This is a genomic window from Paenibacillus endoradicis, assembly GCF_024721975.1.
In genome coordinates this window covers 43,474-63,835 of sequence record NZ_JANQBB010000004.1, presented here as the reverse complement: position 1 = coordinate 63,835, position 20,362 = coordinate 43,474, and the positions used below count along the sequence as shown (strand labels likewise).

General features: G+C 39.5%; 18 protein-coding genes. 3 read left to right on the top strand and 15 right to left on the bottom strand.

All coding sequences use genetic code 11. From position 1 onward, the window contains the following. Positions 1 to 55: 55 nt before the first annotated feature. From rlmH to NV377_RS14400, 3 genes are all read right to left on the bottom strand, one after another. Entirely contained in the window at positions 56 to 535 is a 480-nt protein-coding gene (gene rlmH, locus NV377_RS14410) for a 23S rRNA (pseudouridine(1915)-N(3))-methyltransferase RlmH (protein ID WP_258201486.1), read from the bottom strand. Continuing rightward, positions 536 to 703, bottom strand: a complete 168-nt coding sequence (locus NV377_RS14405) for a CxxH/CxxC protein (protein ID WP_258201485.1) — start codon at positions 701 to 703, stop codon at positions 536 to 538. It abuts the gene before it with no gap. A gap of 186 nt (positions 704 to 889) precedes the next feature. Further along, on the bottom strand, positions 890 to 2,191 hold the full coding sequence (locus NV377_RS14400) for a S1C family serine protease (protein WP_258201484.1): 1,302 nt from the start codon (positions 2,189 to 2,191) through the stop codon (positions 890 to 892). A 148-nt stretch (positions 2,192 to 2,339) separates the two neighbouring features. Here NV377_RS14400 and NV377_RS14395 point away from each other — a divergent pair, with 148 nt between their 5' ends. Further along, a complete protein-coding gene (locus NV377_RS14395) occupies positions 2,340 to 2,573 on the top strand; it encodes a hypothetical protein (protein WP_258201483.1) in 234 nt (77 codons plus the stop codon). On the opposite strand, the gene NV377_RS14390 is transcribed toward NV377_RS14395, so the two are convergent. From NV377_RS14390 to NV377_RS14335, 12 genes are all read right to left on the bottom strand, one after another. Continuing rightward, positions 2,524 to 3,330 (bottom strand): MBL fold metallo-hydrolase, encoded by an 807-nt coding sequence (locus NV377_RS14390; protein WP_258201482.1) that lies wholly within the window; start codon positions 3,328 to 3,330, stop codon positions 2,524 to 2,526. The two genes, NV377_RS14395 and NV377_RS14390, sit on opposite strands and share 50 nt — an antisense overlap. Before the next feature lie 41 nt (positions 3,331 to 3,371). After that, the gene (gene yycI / locus NV377_RS14385; protein WP_258201481.1) at positions 3,372 to 4,109 is read right to left on the bottom strand and encodes a two-component system regulatory protein YycI; all 738 of its coding nucleotides are present in this window, start codon (positions 4,107 to 4,109) and stop codon (positions 3,372 to 3,374) included. Between the two features lie 105 nt (positions 4,110 to 4,214). Next, entirely contained in the window at positions 4,215 to 5,546 is a 1,332-nt protein-coding gene (locus tag NV377_RS14380) for a YycH family regulatory protein (protein ID WP_258201480.1), read from the bottom strand. Next, a complete protein-coding gene (gene walK / locus NV377_RS14375) occupies positions 5,543 to 7,390 on the bottom strand; it encodes a cell wall metabolism sensor histidine kinase WalK (protein WP_258201479.1) in 1,848 nt (615 codons plus the stop codon). Before walK ends, NV377_RS14380 begins: the two co-directional genes overlap by 4 nt. Beyond that, positions 7,390 to 8,136, bottom strand: a complete 747-nt coding sequence (yycF, locus tag NV377_RS14370) for a response regulator YycF (RefSeq protein ID WP_258201478.1) — start codon at positions 8,134 to 8,136, stop codon at positions 7,390 to 7,392. Before yycF ends, walK begins: the two co-directional genes overlap by 1 nt. A 176-nt stretch (positions 8,137 to 8,312) precedes the next feature. After that, the gene (locus tag NV377_RS14365) at positions 8,313 to 9,908 is read right to left on the bottom strand and encodes a M23 family metallopeptidase (protein WP_258201477.1); all 1,596 of its coding nucleotides are present in this window, start codon (positions 9,906 to 9,908) and stop codon (positions 8,313 to 8,315) included. A gap of 138 nt (positions 9,909 to 10,046) precedes the next feature. Further along, positions 10,047 to 10,634, bottom strand: a complete 588-nt coding sequence (locus tag NV377_RS14360; RefSeq protein WP_258201476.1) for a hypothetical protein — start codon at positions 10,632 to 10,634, stop codon at positions 10,047 to 10,049. Between the two features lie 713 nt (positions 10,635 to 11,347). Beyond that, positions 11,348 to 12,631 carry an adenylosuccinate synthase gene (locus tag NV377_RS14355; protein ID WP_258201475.1) on the bottom strand — a complete coding sequence of 428 codons (1,284 nt, stop codon included), beginning with the start codon at positions 12,629 to 12,631 and terminating at the stop codon, positions 11,348 to 11,350. A 152-nt stretch (positions 12,632 to 12,783) separates the two neighbouring features. Next, positions 12,784 to 14,145, bottom strand: a complete 1,362-nt coding sequence (dnaB, locus tag NV377_RS14350) for a replicative DNA helicase (protein ID WP_258201474.1) — start codon at positions 14,143 to 14,145, stop codon at positions 12,784 to 12,786. Positions 14,146 to 14,719: 574 nt separating this feature from the next. Then, positions 14,720 to 15,163 (bottom strand): 50S ribosomal protein L9, encoded by a 444-nt coding sequence (rplI, locus tag NV377_RS14345; protein WP_258201473.1) that lies wholly within the window; start codon positions 15,161 to 15,163, stop codon positions 14,720 to 14,722. Continuing rightward, positions 15,160 to 17,121, bottom strand: coding sequence for a DHH family phosphoesterase (locus NV377_RS14340; protein ID WP_258201472.1), 1,962 nt, complete (start codon positions 17,119 to 17,121; stop codon positions 15,160 to 15,162). Before NV377_RS14340 ends, rplI begins: the two co-directional genes overlap by 4 nt. A 20-nt stretch (positions 17,122 to 17,141) precedes the next feature. After that, positions 17,142 to 18,050 (bottom strand): DUF2232 domain-containing protein, encoded by a 909-nt coding sequence (locus NV377_RS14335; protein ID WP_258201471.1) that lies wholly within the window; start codon positions 18,048 to 18,050, stop codon positions 17,142 to 17,144. A 241-nt stretch (positions 18,051 to 18,291) separates the two neighbouring features. On the opposite strand from NV377_RS14335, the gene NV377_RS14330 reads away from it, so the two are divergent. Together NV377_RS14330 and NV377_RS14325 are read left to right on the top strand one after the other, a co-directional pair. Then, on the top strand, positions 18,292 to 18,957 hold the full coding sequence (locus tag NV377_RS14330) for a potassium channel family protein (RefSeq protein WP_258201470.1): 666 nt from the start codon (positions 18,292 to 18,294) through the stop codon (positions 18,955 to 18,957). Beyond that, entirely contained in the window at positions 18,941 to 20,335 is a 1,395-nt protein-coding gene (locus NV377_RS14325; RefSeq protein WP_258201469.1) for a TrkH family potassium uptake protein, read from the top strand. The genes NV377_RS14330 and NV377_RS14325 overlap by 17 nt, the downstream gene beginning before the upstream one ends. The last annotated feature ends 27 nt before the right edge of the window (positions 20,336 to 20,362 follow it).

Below are 20,362 nucleotides of genomic sequence, written 5' to 3'. Positions count from 1 at the left end.
GCCATTTGGGTCACCTTTCCATGCCCGGCAAACAATTAACACTAAAAATTTCGCCCTATTTGTGGTATGGTTCCCCACGATTGATCTTCACGCCTCGATAAATCTGCTCAATCAACACCAAGCGCATCAACTGATGCGGCAACGTCATTCTACCAAAGCTCAAGCGCTGATTCGCCCGCTTCAATACATTGCTAGACAATCCATTACTCCCACCTATAACAAAAGCCACGTGGCTTTTTCCATACGTGGCTAGTTTGTCTAGTTGTTGTGCAAGATCCTCACTAGACCATAGCTCTCCATCAATTGCGAGAGCGACCACATGAGCTTCTTGCTTTATGTGAGCGAGGATTTTGTCACCCTCGCGATCTCTTACTTGTTCTTCTTCTGCAGCACTCATCGTTTCTGGCGCTTTCTCATCTGGCACTTCAGAAAGTGTCAGCTTAATATATGGACCTAGACGCTTTGCATACTCAGCCATACCCATAACGAGATACTTTTCCTTCAACTTACCAACTGCGATGATCTGTATATGCATCTAGACCACCAACACTACAGCAGCTTCCTCACATAGATCGCATTTACGCGGTGGGTCCCAGTCTGCAAATTCTGTTTCGTTCAAATCTACCATATCTGGTGCATCTTCATATTCATCTACAAAACGTTCAATTGCCTCTTCAATACATTCTTTACATACACAATACATAGCGTCTCTTCCTATCTGTGAGGTTGTTATTCATTATGCTTACAATATACCACATATTTCGCAATTGTTCTCGTACTTACAACAAAACCGTAGTGTAACAAAGATGGAAATTAGCAAGATTTTCTCAACCTGCTAACCATATCTTTGTTTCACTACGGTTTCTATATGTTTCATCAGTATTCCTGCTTATTCAGGCTTATTTTCACCAAGTATAACAGTCGTCTGTAGCAGATCTTTGCCACGATAGTAATGGACGACAATCTCATCTCCAACTTGCTTATGCTCGTATAAGTATTTACGAAGCTTACGTATACTATTCACTTTTGTATCGTCTAACTGCACAATAACATCGTTGAGTTGTAACTCGGCTTTAAGTGCAGGTCCTAATGCTTCTACTATGAGGACACCTTCATACACACCACGTGGCAAATTAAGCTGTGACTCACCACCAGTGCCTTCCTCATCCTTATCCGCTTCTTTATCTAACTCCTGCTGCGCCCAATACTGTTGCATATCCTGCATACGTACACCCAGATAAGGTCTAGACACATATCCTGTTGCTATAAGTTCATCAATGATTGGCATAACGTTATTAATCGGAATCGCATATCCAATACTTTCAACGCCAAAATTCGATATTTTCATACTATTAATACCAATCACTCGACCACTCAGGTCAATAAGCGGTCCACCACTATTTCCTTGATTAATCGCCGCATCAACGCGGATAACTTCTTGTTCCCAATCCAAATCGCCATTCTGATTAAGCGACACTGCGATCGTCTCATTCGTTACACTAACAACACCAAGCGTAATTGATTCACCCATACCTAGTGGATTCCCGATAGCTAGCACAAACTCCGCTGCCCGCAAAGATGAAGAATCTCCTATCTCAGCTACATTATCAATACCTTTTGCATCTATTTTCAAGACGGCAAGATCTGTAATCTGATCTAATCCGACAACTTCTGCCTGCCGTTTCTCACCTGTCGTTAATACTGCTTGCACGCGTGCTGCAGTGGCAACAACATGGAAATTGGTAATGATATAAGCGTAACCATCATCCTTCTTAATGATAACGCCAGATCCTACTCCCGCTTCTTTGTACACACTACCTTCATCACTTTCAGGATCAACCACTTTACTATCTAGTCCCAGTGTAAACTTCTGCTCATTAATAATACTTACAACGGCTGGTCGTACTTTATCTGATGCTTGAACAGCACGTTGTGATGGATCAAGACCCACTAATGCATGATCTGATGGCGAACCATTACCAAAGCCAAATATAATTCCGAATAGTAAGCAAACGACTATAGCGCTTGTAAATGATGAGATTAATGCAACTTGCAGTGTCGATAGCTTACCTACGTTCCAATCACTCAAGAAAGACCCTTTCCTGCGTGACTGCTTCCCTACTCCAAAATGCTTCCGTAACGCTTTACGTGAAACTTTAGATGAGTAAAAATCATCATCAAACAAGCTCATACTATAATCGCCCCTCTCCACTATTCTATATCATACCTATATTTTCCATTAAATAGGAATGTTTTTACGAGATTAGACTACACTAATAATAGACTACTTATCCAAGTACATCTTATTTATAATAAAATTCCGATAGGGGGCTTATAACATGCCTACTTCTTATTCACTAGAACATGTTCAGTTAGCTGCTCAATTAGCTGATTTGAAGCAAGAACACTACCATACCCTGCTTACGTTGAATGCATTAATTGCCATTCTAACTTCTAAAGGATTGGTTAACGATGCTGAGCTGCAACGAACAATGAATCGTATTGATCGCACACTTGAACAACTTATTGCAAACCTAGCCCATCCCAAGGTGTCGGTCGATCAGCAAAGGTAGGTCTTAGCGGAAACTCCTCCCGCTTATAAAATATTCCATTACTCTCGAATATAGAATTAACGGTTAACATTGCTAGGTCCATCTGATTATGATCTTGACTTAGATGCGCCAAATATACACGTTTTGTACGATCCGTCATAAGTTCTATTAAAGCTTCTCCTGCAGCAACATTGGATAAATGACCAACATCGCTTAATATACGGCGCTTAATATTCCAAGGATAACGTCCTACTCGTAGTAATTCCGTATCATGGTTAGATTCTAATACAAGACAATCACAGTCAATAATTTGTTGTTTTACCTTCTCACTTACATAGCCAAGGTCAGTAGCGACACCTAATCGTTGTCCATCTTGTTCAAATGTGTAGCCTACTGGCTCGGCCGCATCATGAGAAATATTGTACGTATACACATCCATAGAACCAAACTTTAAGCTCTCTCCACTTTCGAACACATTACGTTTCTCAGGACTAATATTGCCAACATGGCGCTCTAATGCTCCCCATGTCGCAAGGTTTGCATAAATCGGTAGATTATACTTTCTAGCAAATGCGCCTAAACCTTTAATATGATCAGAATGCTCATGGGTAACAAGCAGTGCATCAATTGATTGACCGCTAATCCCTTGTTGTTTCATTAGCTCATCGAGTTTTTTGGCGCTTAATCCGGCATCAATCATAACCGTTTTGTCATTGCCTTCTATAATTGTCGCGTTTCCTGTAGATCCGCTCGCTAGTACTGTAAATCGTAATCCCATTGTACTTAGTTCATATCCCTTCTCCTGGCTGACAGGAGCCTTTATAGCTTGTCCTCCGTATTGTCAGTTAATACCTCTCCGCTAATGGCATCAACATAATAAACTTTACTATCATCTAGCATAACACGCCACGCTGGTGTTGCAACCTGAACTTCTGAGTCAAATATTTGTCCATAATATCCTAACTGGATATCTACGATAACCGAACCGTTCTCAAGATACGATTCTATTAAGCTAGATACAATTTTTGAAGCGGATAATACTTGCTGTGCTTCACCTGTACCGGTAATTTCCACTCGATCCTGCAGGAACGCCGTAATCTTCAAATTGCTATTGTATAACTCTAGCTTTGTCTGGAACATCGGACGTCCATCGACCATCCGCTGTAAGACGAATACTCCATCACGACTACTATGCACATCATATGAATATTCGTCCAGATCAGCAATAAGATCGCCTAGTGAACGAGTTAACTGTTTACTGGTGAACACTACTGAACTATCTACCGGAGGAATAATAAGTGCCGCCTTGCGATTCTCCATACTATCAGACTGCAATAGATAAGTGAGGTCACCCATTCGCGGCGTTTCCGAAGGTAGATTAGTCGACAGTGTAATTTTCTTCTGTTGCATTAGCTGAAGCTTATCCGCAGGCAATTCAGCCGTATTCGCATTAGCATTCACTTCCGTACGCACTTCACTCCATAGCTGATAACCGAGTAATAGATTAAGTAACAGAAAAGAGAAGATCAACGCACTCTTTGCCCTACTCCAGTCCACGAATGTTCACCTCCTAAAACTTTTTGTTAACTTCGTGAGTAACTTCATGCAAAAGAAAAGTTACTTCGTAAGCATAAACCAAACTTTTTGTGACTCCCCGACCATTTATTTCTTCGTTTTATCCAGAATGCTCGGATCAATGCCCAACAGCATAGCTTCCATTAATACCGCTTCTGTTCCATCATGCAATTGCACTGCCCACACAGGAATGAATTTAATAACATTATCAGCTTGTGGAACTGCCGTTAGCGCAGGATAAATCGCAACAACATCTTCTTTGTTACTATACAATTCAAGCTGCCCTTTAAGCTGTGTACCTCCGTATAACCAACGAATCGTCTTGGTATCTGCCATGCTCGGCAATGATATAAGTGTACGTTCATATTCAACGACAACACCTTGCTGTAATCCTAATTGAATATAACCATAATTGAATGGATTAATATCAATTACCGGATACTGCTCAATATATTTGCGGAATCGAACATATTTCTCATCGATCTCGGGTACATTGGCCAATTGATAGCTAGAATCCCATCCACCGTGCTGGTTAACGAAATCCACTGCCACATATACATTTTCACTCGCTGGTGCTGTATTGGTCTGTGATGCCGTTGAATTCGAATAATTTATCCATAATCCATTCTGCTCAACCTTTAGACCACGTTTTCCATCAGTATATATTTGCGAGCCTGATCGATTCACAATCGCTCTAGTCGTACTAGAATCAAAGAACAAACTGCGTTGCATTTGCTCTGGCGTAATGACATCATAAGTAAAACTATATTCTGTTGCCTGAATAGGCTCAACTGGAACATATAGGTTTTTACTAATATACTCGTAAGAAGGCAAATACTCTCCGAAACCTACATAATCTTGAATATCTTTCACCGTTAGATCAACTCGCACTGCTTCGTACACCGTTGTTCCATTTTTCTCGAAGAAGAAGGCATGTACTTCTTCAGATTCAGCAATAGCATAAATATAGACGCGATCGATTTGCGTTACATCTTGAGTGCTATCTATCTCAATCTTCAACAGTTTCTTCAATAGTTCGAAGGAAATTCCATTGCGAAATGATAGTTCTATCCCTTGCTGGTCTCGTTTCAACTGTGTCCAATCCACTGTAGTATTGGCTACTACTTGAAGATCCTTTAATTCACGGTTCGCAAGACGTTGACGGACGATAAGATCATAGAATTGTGTATTAGGATATACGATAGTATGCTTGTCCTCACCAAGATGGAGAATTAATTCCTCTGGATAGATAACACTCTCTACATTACTCGCCTTACCGATTAACTCCGTATTTACATAATCTTGATCACTTCTTGTTGTCGTACCAAGCCATGGCATCCGATAAGCTAGAAAATATGTCTGTAGCAAGCTTAGTATTACGAGAAAGACTAATAAACCTGTCTTTATACGCTCCATCATTTCGATTTCCCTCCTTCCTGTAGCAAGGGCAAACTAAATGTAACTTTAGAGCCTACATTTAATTCAGATTCGAGCGCGATTTTGCCTCCATGCTGCTTAACGATTTCCCGGGCAATAGATAATCCTAACCCTGTTCCACCCATATTACGAGATCTCGCTTTATCCACACGATAAAAACGATCAAATATTTTCGATAGATCTTTCGCAGGAATTCCGATACCTGAATCTTGAACACTAATATCGATATAGGCATGCTCTCTAGATTTCATAGCGGCTAATGTGATTTTTCCACCATCTAACGTATATTTTACCGCATTGGACACTAGATTATCTAATACTTGGTCGATTTGATCTCGATCAAGCCATAGATTCCGAATCCCTTTCCCTACTTTAACGGTTGCTGTAATTCGTTTCTGGCGCAACTGGAATGAGAACCGATCTGCTACTTCATCTAGCATTTCTTGAATATTGGTCTGTTGACGACGAAGTGGCGCTTGATTGGAATCCAGCCTTGATAAGTGCAATAGATCGCTAACAAGACGTATCATACGTTCTGTCTCATTACTAATAACACCAACAAAACGTTCCGATAACTCGCGTTCCTCTAATGCACCATCATTCAACGCCTCGGCGTAACTTTTAATTGTGGTCAGTGGTGTCCGTAATTCATGAGATACGTTAGCTACAAATTGACGACGTGATATTTCAAGTTTTTCTTGATCAGTAACATCTTGTATTACAGCAATCGCGCCAGTAATGCCGCGATCACGTCGATGAATCGGAGATAATGTGACTTTCAGAATACTATCTTCTTCTGAAGAGGTATCATAGTCCGGACTATCACGTCTAATGATAAAAATTTGCGTACGTCCTTGTTGTAAAAATTCCACTTGTTCCTTGCTCAACTCTAACACTTCTGGCATTACTTTATCCTGTAATGTGCCGAGTTCTAGTAATTCCAGGGCACGTTTATTCCAGACGATAACTTGATTGTTCTCATCAACAGCTAATACACCATCACTCATATTAGAAAGAACGGAGATTAGCTTCTCGTTCTCTTCCTCATTGGCTGATAGTGCTTCCTTTAATCGAATGGTCATCTCATTGAATGCCATACTGAGGCGACCAATCTCGTCATTACCTAGCACTGGAGCTTTCATATCGAAATGTCCTTCAGCTACTAGTTCAGCTTGACGCGTTAGGCCTTGTATTGGATGTGTAATTGTATGAGCGAGCACAACACCAAGCACACCCGTCAATCCGAGCGCAATAATTGTACCTGAGAAAAATATTTGGTTCACACGATTCATCGTGTCATATACTTCTGTCATCGAAGCAACAATATGCACAGCTCCGACAATTTTATCATTATGAGTAACAGGCACCGCGATCATCTTCTTACGCGAACCATCTTCCTCGATATATTCTTCTTCGTTATCAGATATATTTTGCAGCGCACGACTTACCGCTAATGACTTGTTTTTCTGACCGATGTACGATTGATGAAGTTGCAAAGAAGTTGCGACGATTTTACCATTCGCATCAAGCACTTGTACTTCTGCCCCACTAATACTGAACAAATTACGTACAACAAGGTTCAAATCTTCCGATGTATTATCCGAAGGATCTGTATCACTATCGATAGTCGGCGAAAGACTCGGTGCAGCAAACTTTGCAAGAATATCGGCTTGCTCTTTCAAATTATTGGTAAAGTTATTCACTAGCGATGCTTTTACCGCACTTATAAAGTACACACCAATTAGTTGCATCGCTACGAGAATAAGCAATAAATAAATAATAACGAGCTTTACTTGAATCGTTTGAAAATATTGTTTCAGTTTCATTATATACTCCCGAATTTCGGATTGCGCATCATATACCCAAGTCCACGACGAGTCAAAATATATTCTGGGCGACTTGGATCATTTTCGATTTTTTCACGCAAACGACGAATAGTAACATCAACTGTCCGTACATCTCCGAAATATTCAAATCCCCATACTGCCTGCAGTAAATGTTCTCGGGTCATTACTTTTCCACAATGTTTTGCCAAATAATGAACAAGTTCAAATTCACGATGTGTTAGCTCAATCGGCTCTCCATCTTTATATAGTGCATACATATCTGTATCGATAAATAAATTAAACAGACTAAACCCTTGTTGCTCAAAGTTATCGTGATCATTACCGTCTTCAGCTAGTAACTCCTGTGCTAGCAACGTTGACTTCTTCTGTCTTCGCAAATGTGCTTTAACCCGTGCAAGTAATTCACGAGTACTAAAAGGCTTAGTAACGTAATCATCTGCACCTAACTCTAATCCTAAAACTTTATCAATTTCCGTATCTTTTGCGGTTAGCATAATAATCGGCATATGCAGTTTTGCTCTTACTTCACGACAGACATCCATCCCATCTTTAATGGGTAGCATAAGATCAAGTAGCATAAGATCTGGTTGCTCTTCAAAAGCAAGTCGAATAGCTTCTTCACCATCGAAAGCGCAAATCACTTCATATCCTTCTTTTTCTAAACTAAATTTCAAAATATCTGCTATCGGCTGCTCATCGTCTACTACTAATATTTTTCCGTACATGCGCAATCACCGCCTCATTTATCCATCATATAAATACTATTTTACCATAGCCTTACCTCTTGTACCCAATGATTGCAACACCGCTGCATAATAATTTTTGTGACTTTATGAACATAAGAAAAGGGCGAGTATAAAAGTATTAATACTTTTGTACTCGCCCTTTAGTATATATGAAATTATAAATAGCTTAGTGGATTAACGTTGCTACCATTTTTCAAAATTTCGAAGTGAAGATGTACGCCTGTCGAGCGACCAGTATTACCCATAACACCGATTGTGTCACCCTGACTCAACTTATCTCCTTTGCTTACGCCAATAGATTTAAGATGTCCGTACAATGTTTTGTATCCGTTCTGATGGTCAATAATAATAGTATTACCATAACCATTTTTCGTTCCAACAAACTCAACTACACCGGCATCTGCTGCTTTGATATTCTTATCGCCAGTGATGTCGATTCCTTTATGGGTTCTTCCCCATCGTGAACCGTATTTACTAGAAAGACGGTGATTGGTTACTGGATATGAGAATTGACCAGAACCGATACCTGCAATAACCATCGTTCCTTTTTCAATAATGGTAGGAACGGCTTCAACGATAACTTCCTTAGATATTAATTCTTCTGTAAGAATGTATCCATTCTCTTTGTAAATGCTATACGTTAACTTTTGCGAACCTGCTGATCCCGTTTGAATCGTTTTCGTTTCGCCTTCACGAATTTCATCATTTTTAACATATTCGATTGGAATAGCAATTTCTTCAATCTCTACCGTTTGCTCAGTAGATTTTACTGTAATTTCAGGCATACGCACTGTTAAGTCTAACTCATCACCTGCAGTGATTTTGTCACCGACAATAGAAGGATTATTCTCATAGATTACTTGTTCTGAAATACCAAATTTAAAAGCAATACAACCTACGCAATCGCCCTTTTGCACAACATATTTCGTTGGCTTCGTACTGCCATCAACAATAGTAGCATATAAAGCATCTTCATCTAAAATTTCGGTTGGATCTATATTTACATTCTCAACATCAACAGCTTCAACAAAGCCGATTTCTGTAACTACCGTAGAAGGTTCATCAGAATTTACTTTCTCTTGTTGTTCTGTTGTTGTTTCATTCGCATTAAAAGATAAAGATTCAATCGTTCTCGTATTCGAATCTGCACTAGCTAATGCAGGTGCATATTCACTTTGTAATCTACTTAAAATATTAACTGCTGCTGCTTCATCTTTGACGATACCTAATGTCTTGCCGTCAACAACGACAGCTACTCCGACAGCGTGTGATGTAAATGATTTTTCAAGTGCACTTAATGTTGCATCAGTTTCTGCATACAGTTTAAAAGCTGTTTCACTTTCATATGTAAGTTCGCCTGTGTCTAGCACCATATTAATACCGGGATTATTGTTGGCTAATTCTAGTTTTTCATCACCTATTAGCTTTTCTACTAAATCTTTAGAATCTACTGAACCGATTATTGTTCCATTTTGGTAAACATGAAAAATTTCAAACGTATTATTAATTCTGTACTCATTATATTTTTGAACGCCTATAACGCCCGCAGCTGTTAGTAGTATGATGGCACCACCTATAAGAAGGGTGGTTTTTTTACGCCAAAGTGGTGGTGTTGGTATCACTGCATCGGTCTGTACATCTGGTTCAGCGTTTACTGCTTTAGAGTCTACTGGTCGAATCTTACTAACTAGCTTGTCTACTAATTTCGTAACTGATTCTTTCATACGACTCATGTCCCCGAATCCGGCCATGATATTCTCCTTTTAGCACTTTTGCTATTATTAAAGTATCCTCACAGAAAAAAAGACAAATGCTCCTGAAGGATCATCCGCCTCTAACTTTAACATATGGTTAACAATTCGAGCAACCTTTGGGGGTTTTTAGGCACATTAATATTTCTTAAGAATTATCATTAACTCTTCATATTCCGCGTCATCTAGGTGTTGCGCCATAATTTGTTGGATGTCTAATAACTCTTGATCAGTCAATCCATCTTCTAGGTAAGTTGAGAAAGTTTGCCAAGAATCTGCGGGTAATTTCGTCATTAACAGCTCTAGCATTCTATCTTTATCTTTCACTGAAACAGTATCTTTTGCAGCTTTAACCTCCTCTGGAGTCATCGCTACTTCCGTATCGTCAACTTCAATAGGAGCTAATACCTCTTGAGCATCATCCTCTGGTTCAGTGTTGAGATCACTCGGTATTTGTCCCTCATCTGTCTCTGGTTGCTCTGTGGTGCTAGGAGTGTCTACTACGACTTCTTTGTCTTTGCTTAATGTATCTACTTCACTTCCCCACAGCACGCCCCAAACTCCGGACATTGCCATCGGCGGAATTTCTATTGGAATCTCGTATTGCTTCAAAATAGATTCTACATAACTAGTTATAATATACCCTGTCGTCCATATTGATAGCATACAAACAATTAAAACCATTGCAATTGCTTTACCCGCCCACATTAAAACCTTCAATATCATATCATTCACTCCTACCACATTTCATAGTCTCTATCATTATGGACAGAAAGGGTAGGACTCATTCTCATAGATATTACTTATTTCCTAAATTTGCATAAAATATCACTTATATAGTTCATGAAAATCGAGGAGCTGCGGGTTGCGCTTCGAGAACTAATCGCTGTTACAATCGCCGTTGTCCTCCGATTTATCGTAATAAACAATAGAGTTATAAATCCGAGGACAAAAACGACCGCTATCGCTTTTCCACTAGCGATTAGTTCTCTTTCGCTGCTGCGTGTCGTTGTCGATATGAGACTTCGTATGCACTAAACTTAACAAGTAACAAAAAAGACTCAATTATAAGCGAGAATCGCTAATAATTGAGTCCTTAATCTGTAATCTTATCATTGAACTTGTGAGTATCACAACGTGATCACAAGTAGCATAGGTTTCACGAGAAGAATTCAAGTAGTCGAGCATTCACTTATGAGCATCACGAAGTGATCATAAGTTCTTCCCCGAACATTCAAGCACATCCATCCTGGCATACTTACAAAGAGGACATCCGCGAAGATTCGATTGTCAGCACCAAGAAGATGACATGAAGCTAGAGAAGCGAAGCGCGGAATGTACGTTGTTGGTACATGAGCACTGGAGCGAACGATGAATGGCATATTCGCAGCCGAACGAGCTACTTTAGCACAATCATCGTGATCACAAGCGGATCACTCTTAGTAGATAGGGAGTACCTGATTCGTCTGCTCACGATTACGACCCACTGAGAAGATCGCAATTGGAATTCCTGTTAGTTCTGCAACACGGTTAACATAAGCTAATGTGTTAGCTGGAAGATCTTCAAGACGTTTAACATTAGTAATGTCTTCTGACCAACCTGGTAGTTCTTCATATACCGCTTCACATTCACTAACTGCTTTCAAGCTTGCAGGGTAGTGGTGAATGATTTCTCCACGGTATTTGTAACCCGTACAAATCTTAACCGTATTAAGACCAGAAAGGACGTCTAATGAGTTAAGAGAAAGACCTGTAATACCACTTACACGACGTGCATGACGAATTACAACAGTATCGAACCAACCTACACGACGAGGACGACCAGTAACCGTTCCGTACTCATGACCTGTATCGCGGATCAATTGACCGATTTCATTATCTTGCTCTGTAGGGAAAGGACCGTCACCAACACGAGTAGTGTATGCTTTTGCAACACCAATAACTTGTTGAATACGTGATGGGCCTACGCCAGAACCGATACAAACACCACCAGCTGATGGATTTGAAGAAGTAACATACGGATATGTTCCTTGGTCGATATCAAGCATAACGCCTTGAGCACCTTCAAATAGCACTTTTTGATCTGCATCAATTGCGTCATTTAAGATAACAGATGTATCTGTCACATATGGACGAAGTACTTCTGCATATTCAAGATACTCTTTAATAATTTGTTCAGCGTCAACTTTTGTAGAACCATATACTTGCTCAATCACTTGGTTTTTCTCAATTACGATCGCACGTACACGAGCAGAGAATTCTTCTGCATCCATAAGATCAGCAATACGAATACCGCTACGTGAAGCTTTATCCATATAACAAGGGCCGATTCCTTTACGAGTCGTACCAATTTTATTATCACCTTTACGATCTTCTTCAAGACCATCAAGAATAAGATGATAAGGCATAATGACATGTGCACGATCACTAATAACAAGATTTTCTGTAGAGAAACCATTGTCATGAATATAATTAATTTCAGTAATTAATGCTTCAGGATTAATTACCATACCGTTACCGATTACACATGTTTTATTGGCATTAAAGATACCAGATGGTATCATTGTTAGCTTATATTTTTTATTATCAATAAGGATCGTGTGGCCAGCATTGTTACCACCTTGGTAACGCGCTACTACGTCCGCACCTTCCGCAAGAAAATCGGTAATTTTACCTTTCCCTTCATCTCCCCATTGCGTACCAACAACAACTACTGTTGACATAGCCATACCTCCACTCGATGTTTCCACATCGATAATTTTTGTCACATCAAAAGATACCGTCAAAGGACAGCATTAATATTTTACCAATTCAACTATCAAAAGTCAAACAAAAAACGAACGATTATATGGTTGTACATATAATCGTTCGGATATTAAGAAGCTTGTGATGGATCTTGATGATTTCGATCTAAGTTCACGAATTTATTAAAGTTTTTGAGGAATACGAGTTCAACTGTACCAACGGGTCCGTTACGTTGTTTGGCTATTATAATTTCGATAATATTTTTCTTCTCTGACTCTTTATCGTAGTAATCATCACGATATAAGAAGGAAACGATATCCGCATCTTGCTCAATAGAACCCGATTCACGAAGATCTGACATCATTGGACGTTTATCTTGACGTTGTTCAACGCCACGACTAAGCTGCGATAGTGCAATAACAGGCACTTCAAGTTCACGTGCAATTTGCTTCAACGTACGCGAAATTTCAGATACTTCCTGTTGACGGTTTTCTCCAGCTTTTCCGCGACCTGAAATTAATTGCAAATAGTCAATTAAAATCATACCTAAACCCTTTTCCTTTTTCAGACGACGGCATTTGGCGCGAATTTCCGCAACTGTAATACCAGGAGTATCATCGATAAAAATTTCCGCTTCAGATAATGCCCCGATCGCCATCGTAAGCTTCTCCCAATCATCCGTTTCCAGATTACCGGTACGCATTCGGGTTGCATCAACATTCGCTTCCGCACATATCATACGTTGGACAAGCTGTGCTGCTGACATCTCCAGACTAAATATAGCAACGGTCTCTTTGGCCCGCACACCAACGTTTTGCGCTATATTTAAGGCAAACGCTGTTTTACCAACGGAAGGACGTGCTGCTACGATAATTAAGTCACTGCGTTGGAATCCTGCTGTCATCCGATCAAGATCAACGAAGCCAGATGGTATACCAGATGTTCCTCCACGGTTAGCGTAAAGGAATTCTACCTTCTCAAAAACTTCCATCAACACATCGCGAATAGAAATAAATCCGCTACTTGAGCGACGATTCGAAATTTCAAGAATCTTTTTCTCGGCATCACTAAGCAAACTTGTTATGTCTTCCGCATTCGCATAACCATCGGAGACGATGTTAGTTGCTGTACGAATTAGGCGACGTAACATCGACTTTTCTTCAACGATTTGTGCATAATATTCTACGTTTGCAGCTGTAGGTACTGAATTTGCAAGCTTAGCAAGATAACTTACGCCGCCTACTTCTTCTAACATACCTTTGTCCTGCAATTGTGCTGTTAACGTCACGAGGTCAATCGGTTGACTGTTCTCGCCAAGATCAATCATAGCTTCAAAGATGAGTTGATGGGCGCTACTATAGAAATCTTCACTCTTTACGCGTTCCAGCGCGGTTATTAAAGCTTCTGCTTGTAACAGTGCCGCTCCAATAACAGCCTGTTCCGCCTCCATATTTTGCGGAGGCACACGGTCAAATAATGGTTCTGAGTTCATCTGCCCATTTCCTTTCTTCTATAAGGTAGTTCAAAAAGCGGACTTTGATAACGATGAGTAAGCTACCGTAGCTTATTCGAAATCGAATATGAAGCGAATTTGGGAAGTCCGGTACTCGTGTACCAACTACGTACACTGGAGTTTCCTCCTTCCGAAAATTAGCTCCATCTTCTCGGTTCTGAAAGCCCGCTTTTTGAACTTTCATTTTAAGAAGCAATTCAAAAAGCAGGCTTTTTGAATTCTCACTTAAAGCTATTTATTCCAATAAAAAGCTCGATACATTACGACAATGAATACGCTTATCGCATCACATCGTTATCACGAGCGAGATTTTTAGTATATTCTTTCAATATAAGCTCAAAAAAGTCGTTTGTCATCATCAAGATAATGGCATGTAGCTACTTAACCAATCGCGCAATGTACGGTGTTGATATATGAGCACTTACAATGTTTCTGCAAGAAACATACTTCGAAAGCGATTGTACTTAACTTCCGATGAATGCCATTTTCGACGCCGAATACGCTACAACGCAACACATCGTGATCACAAGCGAACAGTTTGAGCATCCTCTAATTATTCTTCTACGATTTGCACTTTCATCGTAGCCTTAACATCTTGATGCAATTTAACAGGTACTTGAGTTACGCCAAGTGAACGAATCGGCTCATCTAACTCCATTTTACGTTTATCAAGTTTGATGCCAAGTGCTGCGATAGCGTCAGCAATTTGTTTCGTTGTAATCGCGCCGAACAATTTGCCACCTTCACCAGCTTTAGCTTTTACTTGAATTGTTAGTTCTTCGATTTTTTTACCTAATGCAATAGCATCTTGTTTCTCTTGCTCTTTACGCTTCAATTCAGAAGCATGTTGCATATCTAAAGTTTTCACATTGCCTGCTGAAGCAATCTTAACTAAATTTTTAGGCAATAGGAAATTACGTACATACCCTTCAGATACTTCTTTAACTTCACCTTTTTTACCTTGACCTTTAACATCTTGTAGAAAAATTACTTTCATTCGAATAACCCCTCTTCATCCTCAATTTGTTTGAGTACTGCTTTCAATTTAGCTGCTACTTCATCCACTGTTCCTTCTAGCTGTGCTGCGGCATTGGTTAGATGCCCACCGCCACCCATTAGCTCCATAACAACCTGCACATTGATTTGTCCAAATGAACGGGCACTTACTGCTATTAAGCCATCAGGTCGCTCAGAAACAACGAATGAAGCATAAATATTAGACATATTCAGCAAAGTATCTGCTGATTGAGCAATTAATAACTGCGATTTTACTTGACCTTTTTCAACAATAGCTAATGCAATATGTTCATAGATGATCGTTGCATGCTTAATAATATCAGACTTGTTAATATACCCATTCAAATCTTCTTGTAGCATACGCTGAATCATCGATGAATCTGCGCCATTTCGACGTAGAAAAGATGCCGCTTCAAATGTTCTAGCACCTGTTCTTAACGAGAAGCTTTTCGTATCAATCGTAATACCCGCTAATAATGAGGTTGCTTCGCGCACATCAAGTGAGATGCGATCATGTATATATTGTAGCAGTTCAGTAACCAATTCACATGTTGACGATGCGTAAGGCTCTAAGTACATCAATGTAGCATGACTTAAAAACTCCTCACTACGTCGATGATGGTCGATAACCGCTAACCGCTCTGTCATGCTCAGAAGCTTCGGTTCAGCTACCATAGATGCTTTATGCGTATCTACAACAATGGCTAAAGTTGCTGGCGTCATTAGATTAATTGCCTGCTCAGGAGTAATGAAGCGCTTCGCAATCTTCTCATCCTCACGCAAAAGCTCCATCATACGATCGATAGATGGATTATTACCTTCTAGTACAATGTATGATTCTTTGCCCAGCATCCGAGCAGCTTTCAATATTCCAACTGCTGCACCGATCGCATCCATATCAGGTATACGATGTCCCATAATGACAACATTGTAACTTTCCTTAATAAGATCTCTCAGTGTATGCGCCACGACACGCGCTCTTACACGTGTACGTTTCTCTACTGCATTGGTTTTTCCACCGTAGAATGTCTGACGTGTACCAAACTTAACTGTTACTTGGTCACCACCACGACCTAATGCGATATCTAGACTTCGATGTGACCATTGTCCTAACTCCTGAATATGATCGGCACCAGCAGCGAATCCGATACTAAGTGTCATCGGTATTTTCTGATCACTTGTCATTTCACGTACATCATCAAGAATGTCAAACCGTGTTTGCTCAAGTATACGTAGTGTCTTTTGATCAGTAATAAGAAGAAAGCGATCTGATGTTAATCGTTTCAAATACACTTCATATTTCTGTGCCCAATCTGTAATTTCGCCAGTCACTTTAGACAGCAGCACTGCACGTTGATTATCATCAAGTCCTTGGGTTACCTCTTCTAAATTATCAATCATAACAACACCTAGAGATAGTCGTTCCTCATCATACTTTTTATGTAATGCCCATGTTTCCGTAATATCTACGACGTAGACAATCCGATCCTTCTCACGGAAGGTGAGCCGATACATATGTTGATGCAACATAACCTCAATTTTCCCTTCACGATCTTTCAATTGCGAAAGGGAAGGAAATAACTTCGTTAATGATTCACCAACTAACGATTCATCATGTAAAATTTGATTAATATAAGGATTATGCCACTCTACAATGTTGTCTTCATTATAAATAATAATACCAAAAGGCAATTCTTGAATAACATCCGTACCGCCTTTCTTCAGGCGGTACGATAGAGTCTGAATGTATGACTTGAATTCGCGGCGAAATGCGCGTTCAGCAATATACAAATAGACAGCTATACCTATGGATAACAGTAGTCCAATTGCTCCTGCTATCCATGAAAAGATACTTAGCATGACTGTTAATATCAGCATTATAACGATGGAAATAATACTATGAAGACCGTGCCAGCGTTTCGTTAAAAAATTTGGCATATTAATAATCGCTCCCGTGCCTATGTTTGCTTAGAAAAATACTTTCTAAGTGGAAAAGCCGCGTCCAATATCCCAATAATACTAAATAACGGTATTATGAGGATAGGAATTGCTATTAAAACCGGAATGATTTTGGGCCAATTTCGATTATGTGCGAGATAGTAGAAAAAACCAACCGCTTGAATAGAGAATAAGAAACTTAACGCTGGCACAAGATTTGCAAGTGCTACCGTTAGAAACGAAGTATCCAACGGATCTACCATCATCTGCATGATATAGACAAGTAGGTAGATAAATAATATGGATCGTGGTAAGCGCCAATCTTTAGCTGCTGGGAATGGTGGAATAACAACACCTTCCATTGTTGCTAATTTACGCGCAACATAATGGGAGCAGACTACAATACCGAACGCCATAAGTAGGAATATGAACGGGATCATATCTAGAAATATTTTAACAAAACTTTCTGCGACTTCATTGCTCCAAGCAATCGGCAATAACGCATCCGCAGCAGCGTTATTCATTAATTCGATCAAAGTTTTACGTAAATCACTTAACAAGGAAATACCGGCCACATTTTCAATGATTAATAGTTGCAACATTAGGAGTACTAACATAATACCAGTCATTTTGGGGACGATCGTTATAGAAGGTGTACCCTTCTTATATAAATGACCCATATAAATACTTGGAATTAATGCTAATAAACTTGTACTTAGAAAAACAAATGGATCAATAATTATACATCCAACAACCATAATTACGATAACATGTACAGCAAATGACTTTCTTTCCACTTGTGTATAAAGAAGTGTATAAGGAACCAAGCTAAACAAAAGTGCTAGTACATTTAGACCCGGTACTACGATGAACAATGCCATTGCAAGAGCTAATAAGCTCCATAGTATCGGTTTTATACCTGTTTTCAAACCATTCACCTCAAGACGTAGAATCAATGTTTGTAAGTTGCTCTAAACATCATTATATCATAAATTATATGTAGTAGTATTTATCTACATCATCGTCTTCATTCGGCAAATTACGCATCTCCATCAAAAACCAAACTTAAATAATTCTCATAAAAATAATTATGCTAGAATTTTATTGCATTTTCTTCAGTAGATGGACTATGATTCATCTTAGTTCTAATAATTAGGAAGTGATATGTTTATGAAAAAACAATTTCTTATCGTAGGTTTAGGTCGCTTTGGTAGTAGCCTAACCCGTACGTTAGTTGCTAATGGACACGAAGTATTAGCGGTAGATAGAGATGCTGAGTTGGTACAAGATGTCGCTCCTTATGCGACACATGCCATTCAAGCTGACTGCACAGATGAAGCTGTGTTGAAGGAATTAGGAGCTAGTAATTTCACCCATGCTGTAGTCGCTATCGGTGATGATCTACAATCAAGTATCCTTACTACTTTATTACTTAAAGAAATGAAAATACCTACCGTTATCGCAAAAGCTCGCGATGAGATGCATGGTAATGTATTGCGCAAAATTGGTGCCGACAAAATCATTTACCCAGAACGAGATATGGCAATGAGACTAGCTAATCAACTTAGTTCAAGTAGCATCATTGACTATATTGAGCTTTCAGATGAATATAATATTGTCGAAATGCTTGCACCACCTGCTATGTATGGATTGTCCTTACAAAAACTTAACATTCGAGCTCGCTTTGGCTGTACTATTCTTGCGATTAAAACAGATAAAAAAATGAATGTTGCCCCAAGTGCAGAAGATACCATAGAAACTGGTAATGCTTTACTACTTATTGGTTCTTTGGAGCAAATCAGACAGTTGGAGACGCACTATGATCGAAAACGTTAATCCTAAATCTCAAAACAAACAGAGTAAGCTTGCCAATAAAATAAGAAAACTTCGTTATCAACTTAGTCCACCACAATTTATTGTTGTCATATTTTTAGCACTGATAACTATTGGGACTTTATTGTTGATGATGCCTGTTGCATCTCATAACGGACATTCTATTGGTTTTATTAATGCCTTCTTTACTGCTGTTTCGGCTGTTTGCGTGAATGGTCTAAGCGTACTTGATGCTGGTTCTGACTTCTCCATTGCTGGACAAAGTATCATTATGTTGCTCATTCAAATCGGGGGACTTGGATTCATGACGATCAGCGTTATTATTGCGATCATTATGGGTAAACGTATTGGTTTGAAAGAGCGTCTCCTCATTCAACACACGACTCAATCATCCACTTCACAAGGACTTGTTCGGCTGAGTATTTACATATTTATTATTGTTTTTGCTTTTGAGTCGATTGCAACGCTCATCCTGACGTTTCATTGGGAGTCATCTATGGGTTGGAAAACAGCGTTTTTCTACGCTTTATTCCACTCAGTATCTGCTTTCAACAACGCAGGATTTGCACTTTGGCCAGAAGGGCTAGTCGCCTATGTTGGTGATCCCGTTGTCAACTTTGTCATTATTACGTTATTTGTAGCTGGAGGATTAGGTTATATCGTTATTGTTGAACTATTTCAAAAGCGTAAATGGCGTAAGTTTTCGTTACACACTAAAATAGTTCTCTCGTCTTCGCTCATTATTACGATCATTGGCTTTTCGATTCTTTTTCTGCTTGAATCGATGAATCCTGCTACATACGGTACATTGAACTGGGGCGAACGAGTCCAAGCATCGTTATTTCAAAGTCTAGTGCCGCGAAGTGTAGGTTTCAATACGCTTGAGATCACTCATATGCTTACGGCGTCACAATTTCTAATTATTATTTACATGTTCATTGGTGCTGCGTCCGGTGGTACAGGTGGTGGCGTGAAAATCAATACTGTTGTGGTGCTTATACTAGCTACCATTACAACATTTAGAGGTGGCGGGCAAATTCATGCCTTCAAACGAAGAATACCGCAAGAAACTGTTCTGCGTGCTCTTGCAGTCGTTATGAGTTCACTGGCATGTGTACTGTTTATCGCACTGGTGCTGACCATTACCGAAGACATGCTAGCAGATCATTTCTTAGAAGTATTATTTGAAGCTACATCGGCGTTCAGTACGACTGGTTTATCCATGGGACTAACGAAAGATCTTTCGACACCTGGTAAAATTATAATTTGCTTCACGATGTTCATTGGACGACTTGGACCGTTAACACTTGCTTACGCACTTGCAAAACGTAAACAACAATCTCGTCTTGGTTATCCAGAGGATAATATATTGATCGGTTAACAAATAAGGCTTATGCGATTATCATCT

Excerpts from the sequence above, each read along its gene's own strand:
- rlmH (WP_258201486.1), bottom strand. The coding sequence starts at position 535 with ATGCATATACAGATCATCGCAGTTGGTAAGTTGAAGGAAAAGTATCTC.
- NV377_RS14405 (WP_258201485.1), bottom strand. The coding sequence starts at position 703 with ATGTATTGTGTATGTAAAGAATGTATTGAAGAGGCAATTGAACGTTTT.
- NV377_RS14400 (WP_258201484.1), bottom strand. The coding sequence starts at position 2,191 with ATGAGCTTGTTTGATGATGATTTTTACTCATCTAAAGTTTCACGTAAA.
- NV377_RS14395 (WP_258201483.1), top strand. The coding sequence starts at position 2,340 with ATGCCTACTTCTTATTCACTAGAACATGTTCAGTTAGCTGCTCAATTA.
- NV377_RS14390 (WP_258201482.1), bottom strand. The coding sequence starts at position 3,330 with ATGGGATTACGATTTACAGTACTAGCGAGCGGATCTACAGGAAACGCG.
- NV377_RS14380 (WP_258201480.1), bottom strand. The coding sequence starts at position 5,546 with ATGATGGAGCGTATAAAGACAGGTTTATTAGTCTTTCTCGTAATACTA.
- walK (WP_258201479.1), bottom strand. The coding sequence starts at position 7,390 with ATGAAACTGAAACAATATTTTCAAACGATTCAAGTAAAGCTCGTTATT.
- yycF (WP_258201478.1), bottom strand. The coding sequence starts at position 8,136 with ATGTACGGAAAAATATTAGTAGTAGACGATGAGCAGCCGATAGCAGAT.
- NV377_RS14365 (WP_258201477.1), bottom strand. The coding sequence starts at position 9,908 with ATGGCCGGATTCGGGGACATGAGTCGTATGAAAGAATCAGTTACGAAA.
- NV377_RS14360 (WP_258201476.1), bottom strand. The coding sequence starts at position 10,634 with ATGATATTGAAGGTTTTAATGTGGGCGGGTAAAGCAATTGCAATGGTT.
- NV377_RS14355 (WP_258201475.1), bottom strand. The coding sequence starts at position 12,631 with ATGTCAACAGTAGTTGTTGTTGGTACGCAATGGGGAGATGAAGGGAAA.
- dnaB (WP_258201474.1), bottom strand. The coding sequence starts at position 14,145 with ATGAACTCAGAACCATTATTTGACCGTGTGCCTCCGCAAAATATGGAG.
- rplI (WP_258201473.1), bottom strand. The coding sequence starts at position 15,163 with ATGAAAGTAATTTTTCTACAAGATGTTAAAGGTCAAGGTAAAAAAGGT.
- NV377_RS14340 (WP_258201472.1), bottom strand. The coding sequence starts at position 17,121 with ATGCCAAATTTTTTAACGAAACGCTGGCACGGTCTTCATAGTATTATT.
- NV377_RS14330 (WP_258201470.1), top strand. The coding sequence starts at position 18,292 with ATGAAAAAACAATTTCTTATCGTAGGTTTAGGTCGCTTTGGTAGTAGC.
- NV377_RS14325 (WP_258201469.1), top strand. The coding sequence starts at position 18,941 with ATGATCGAAAACGTTAATCCTAAATCTCAAAACAAACAGAGTAAGCTT.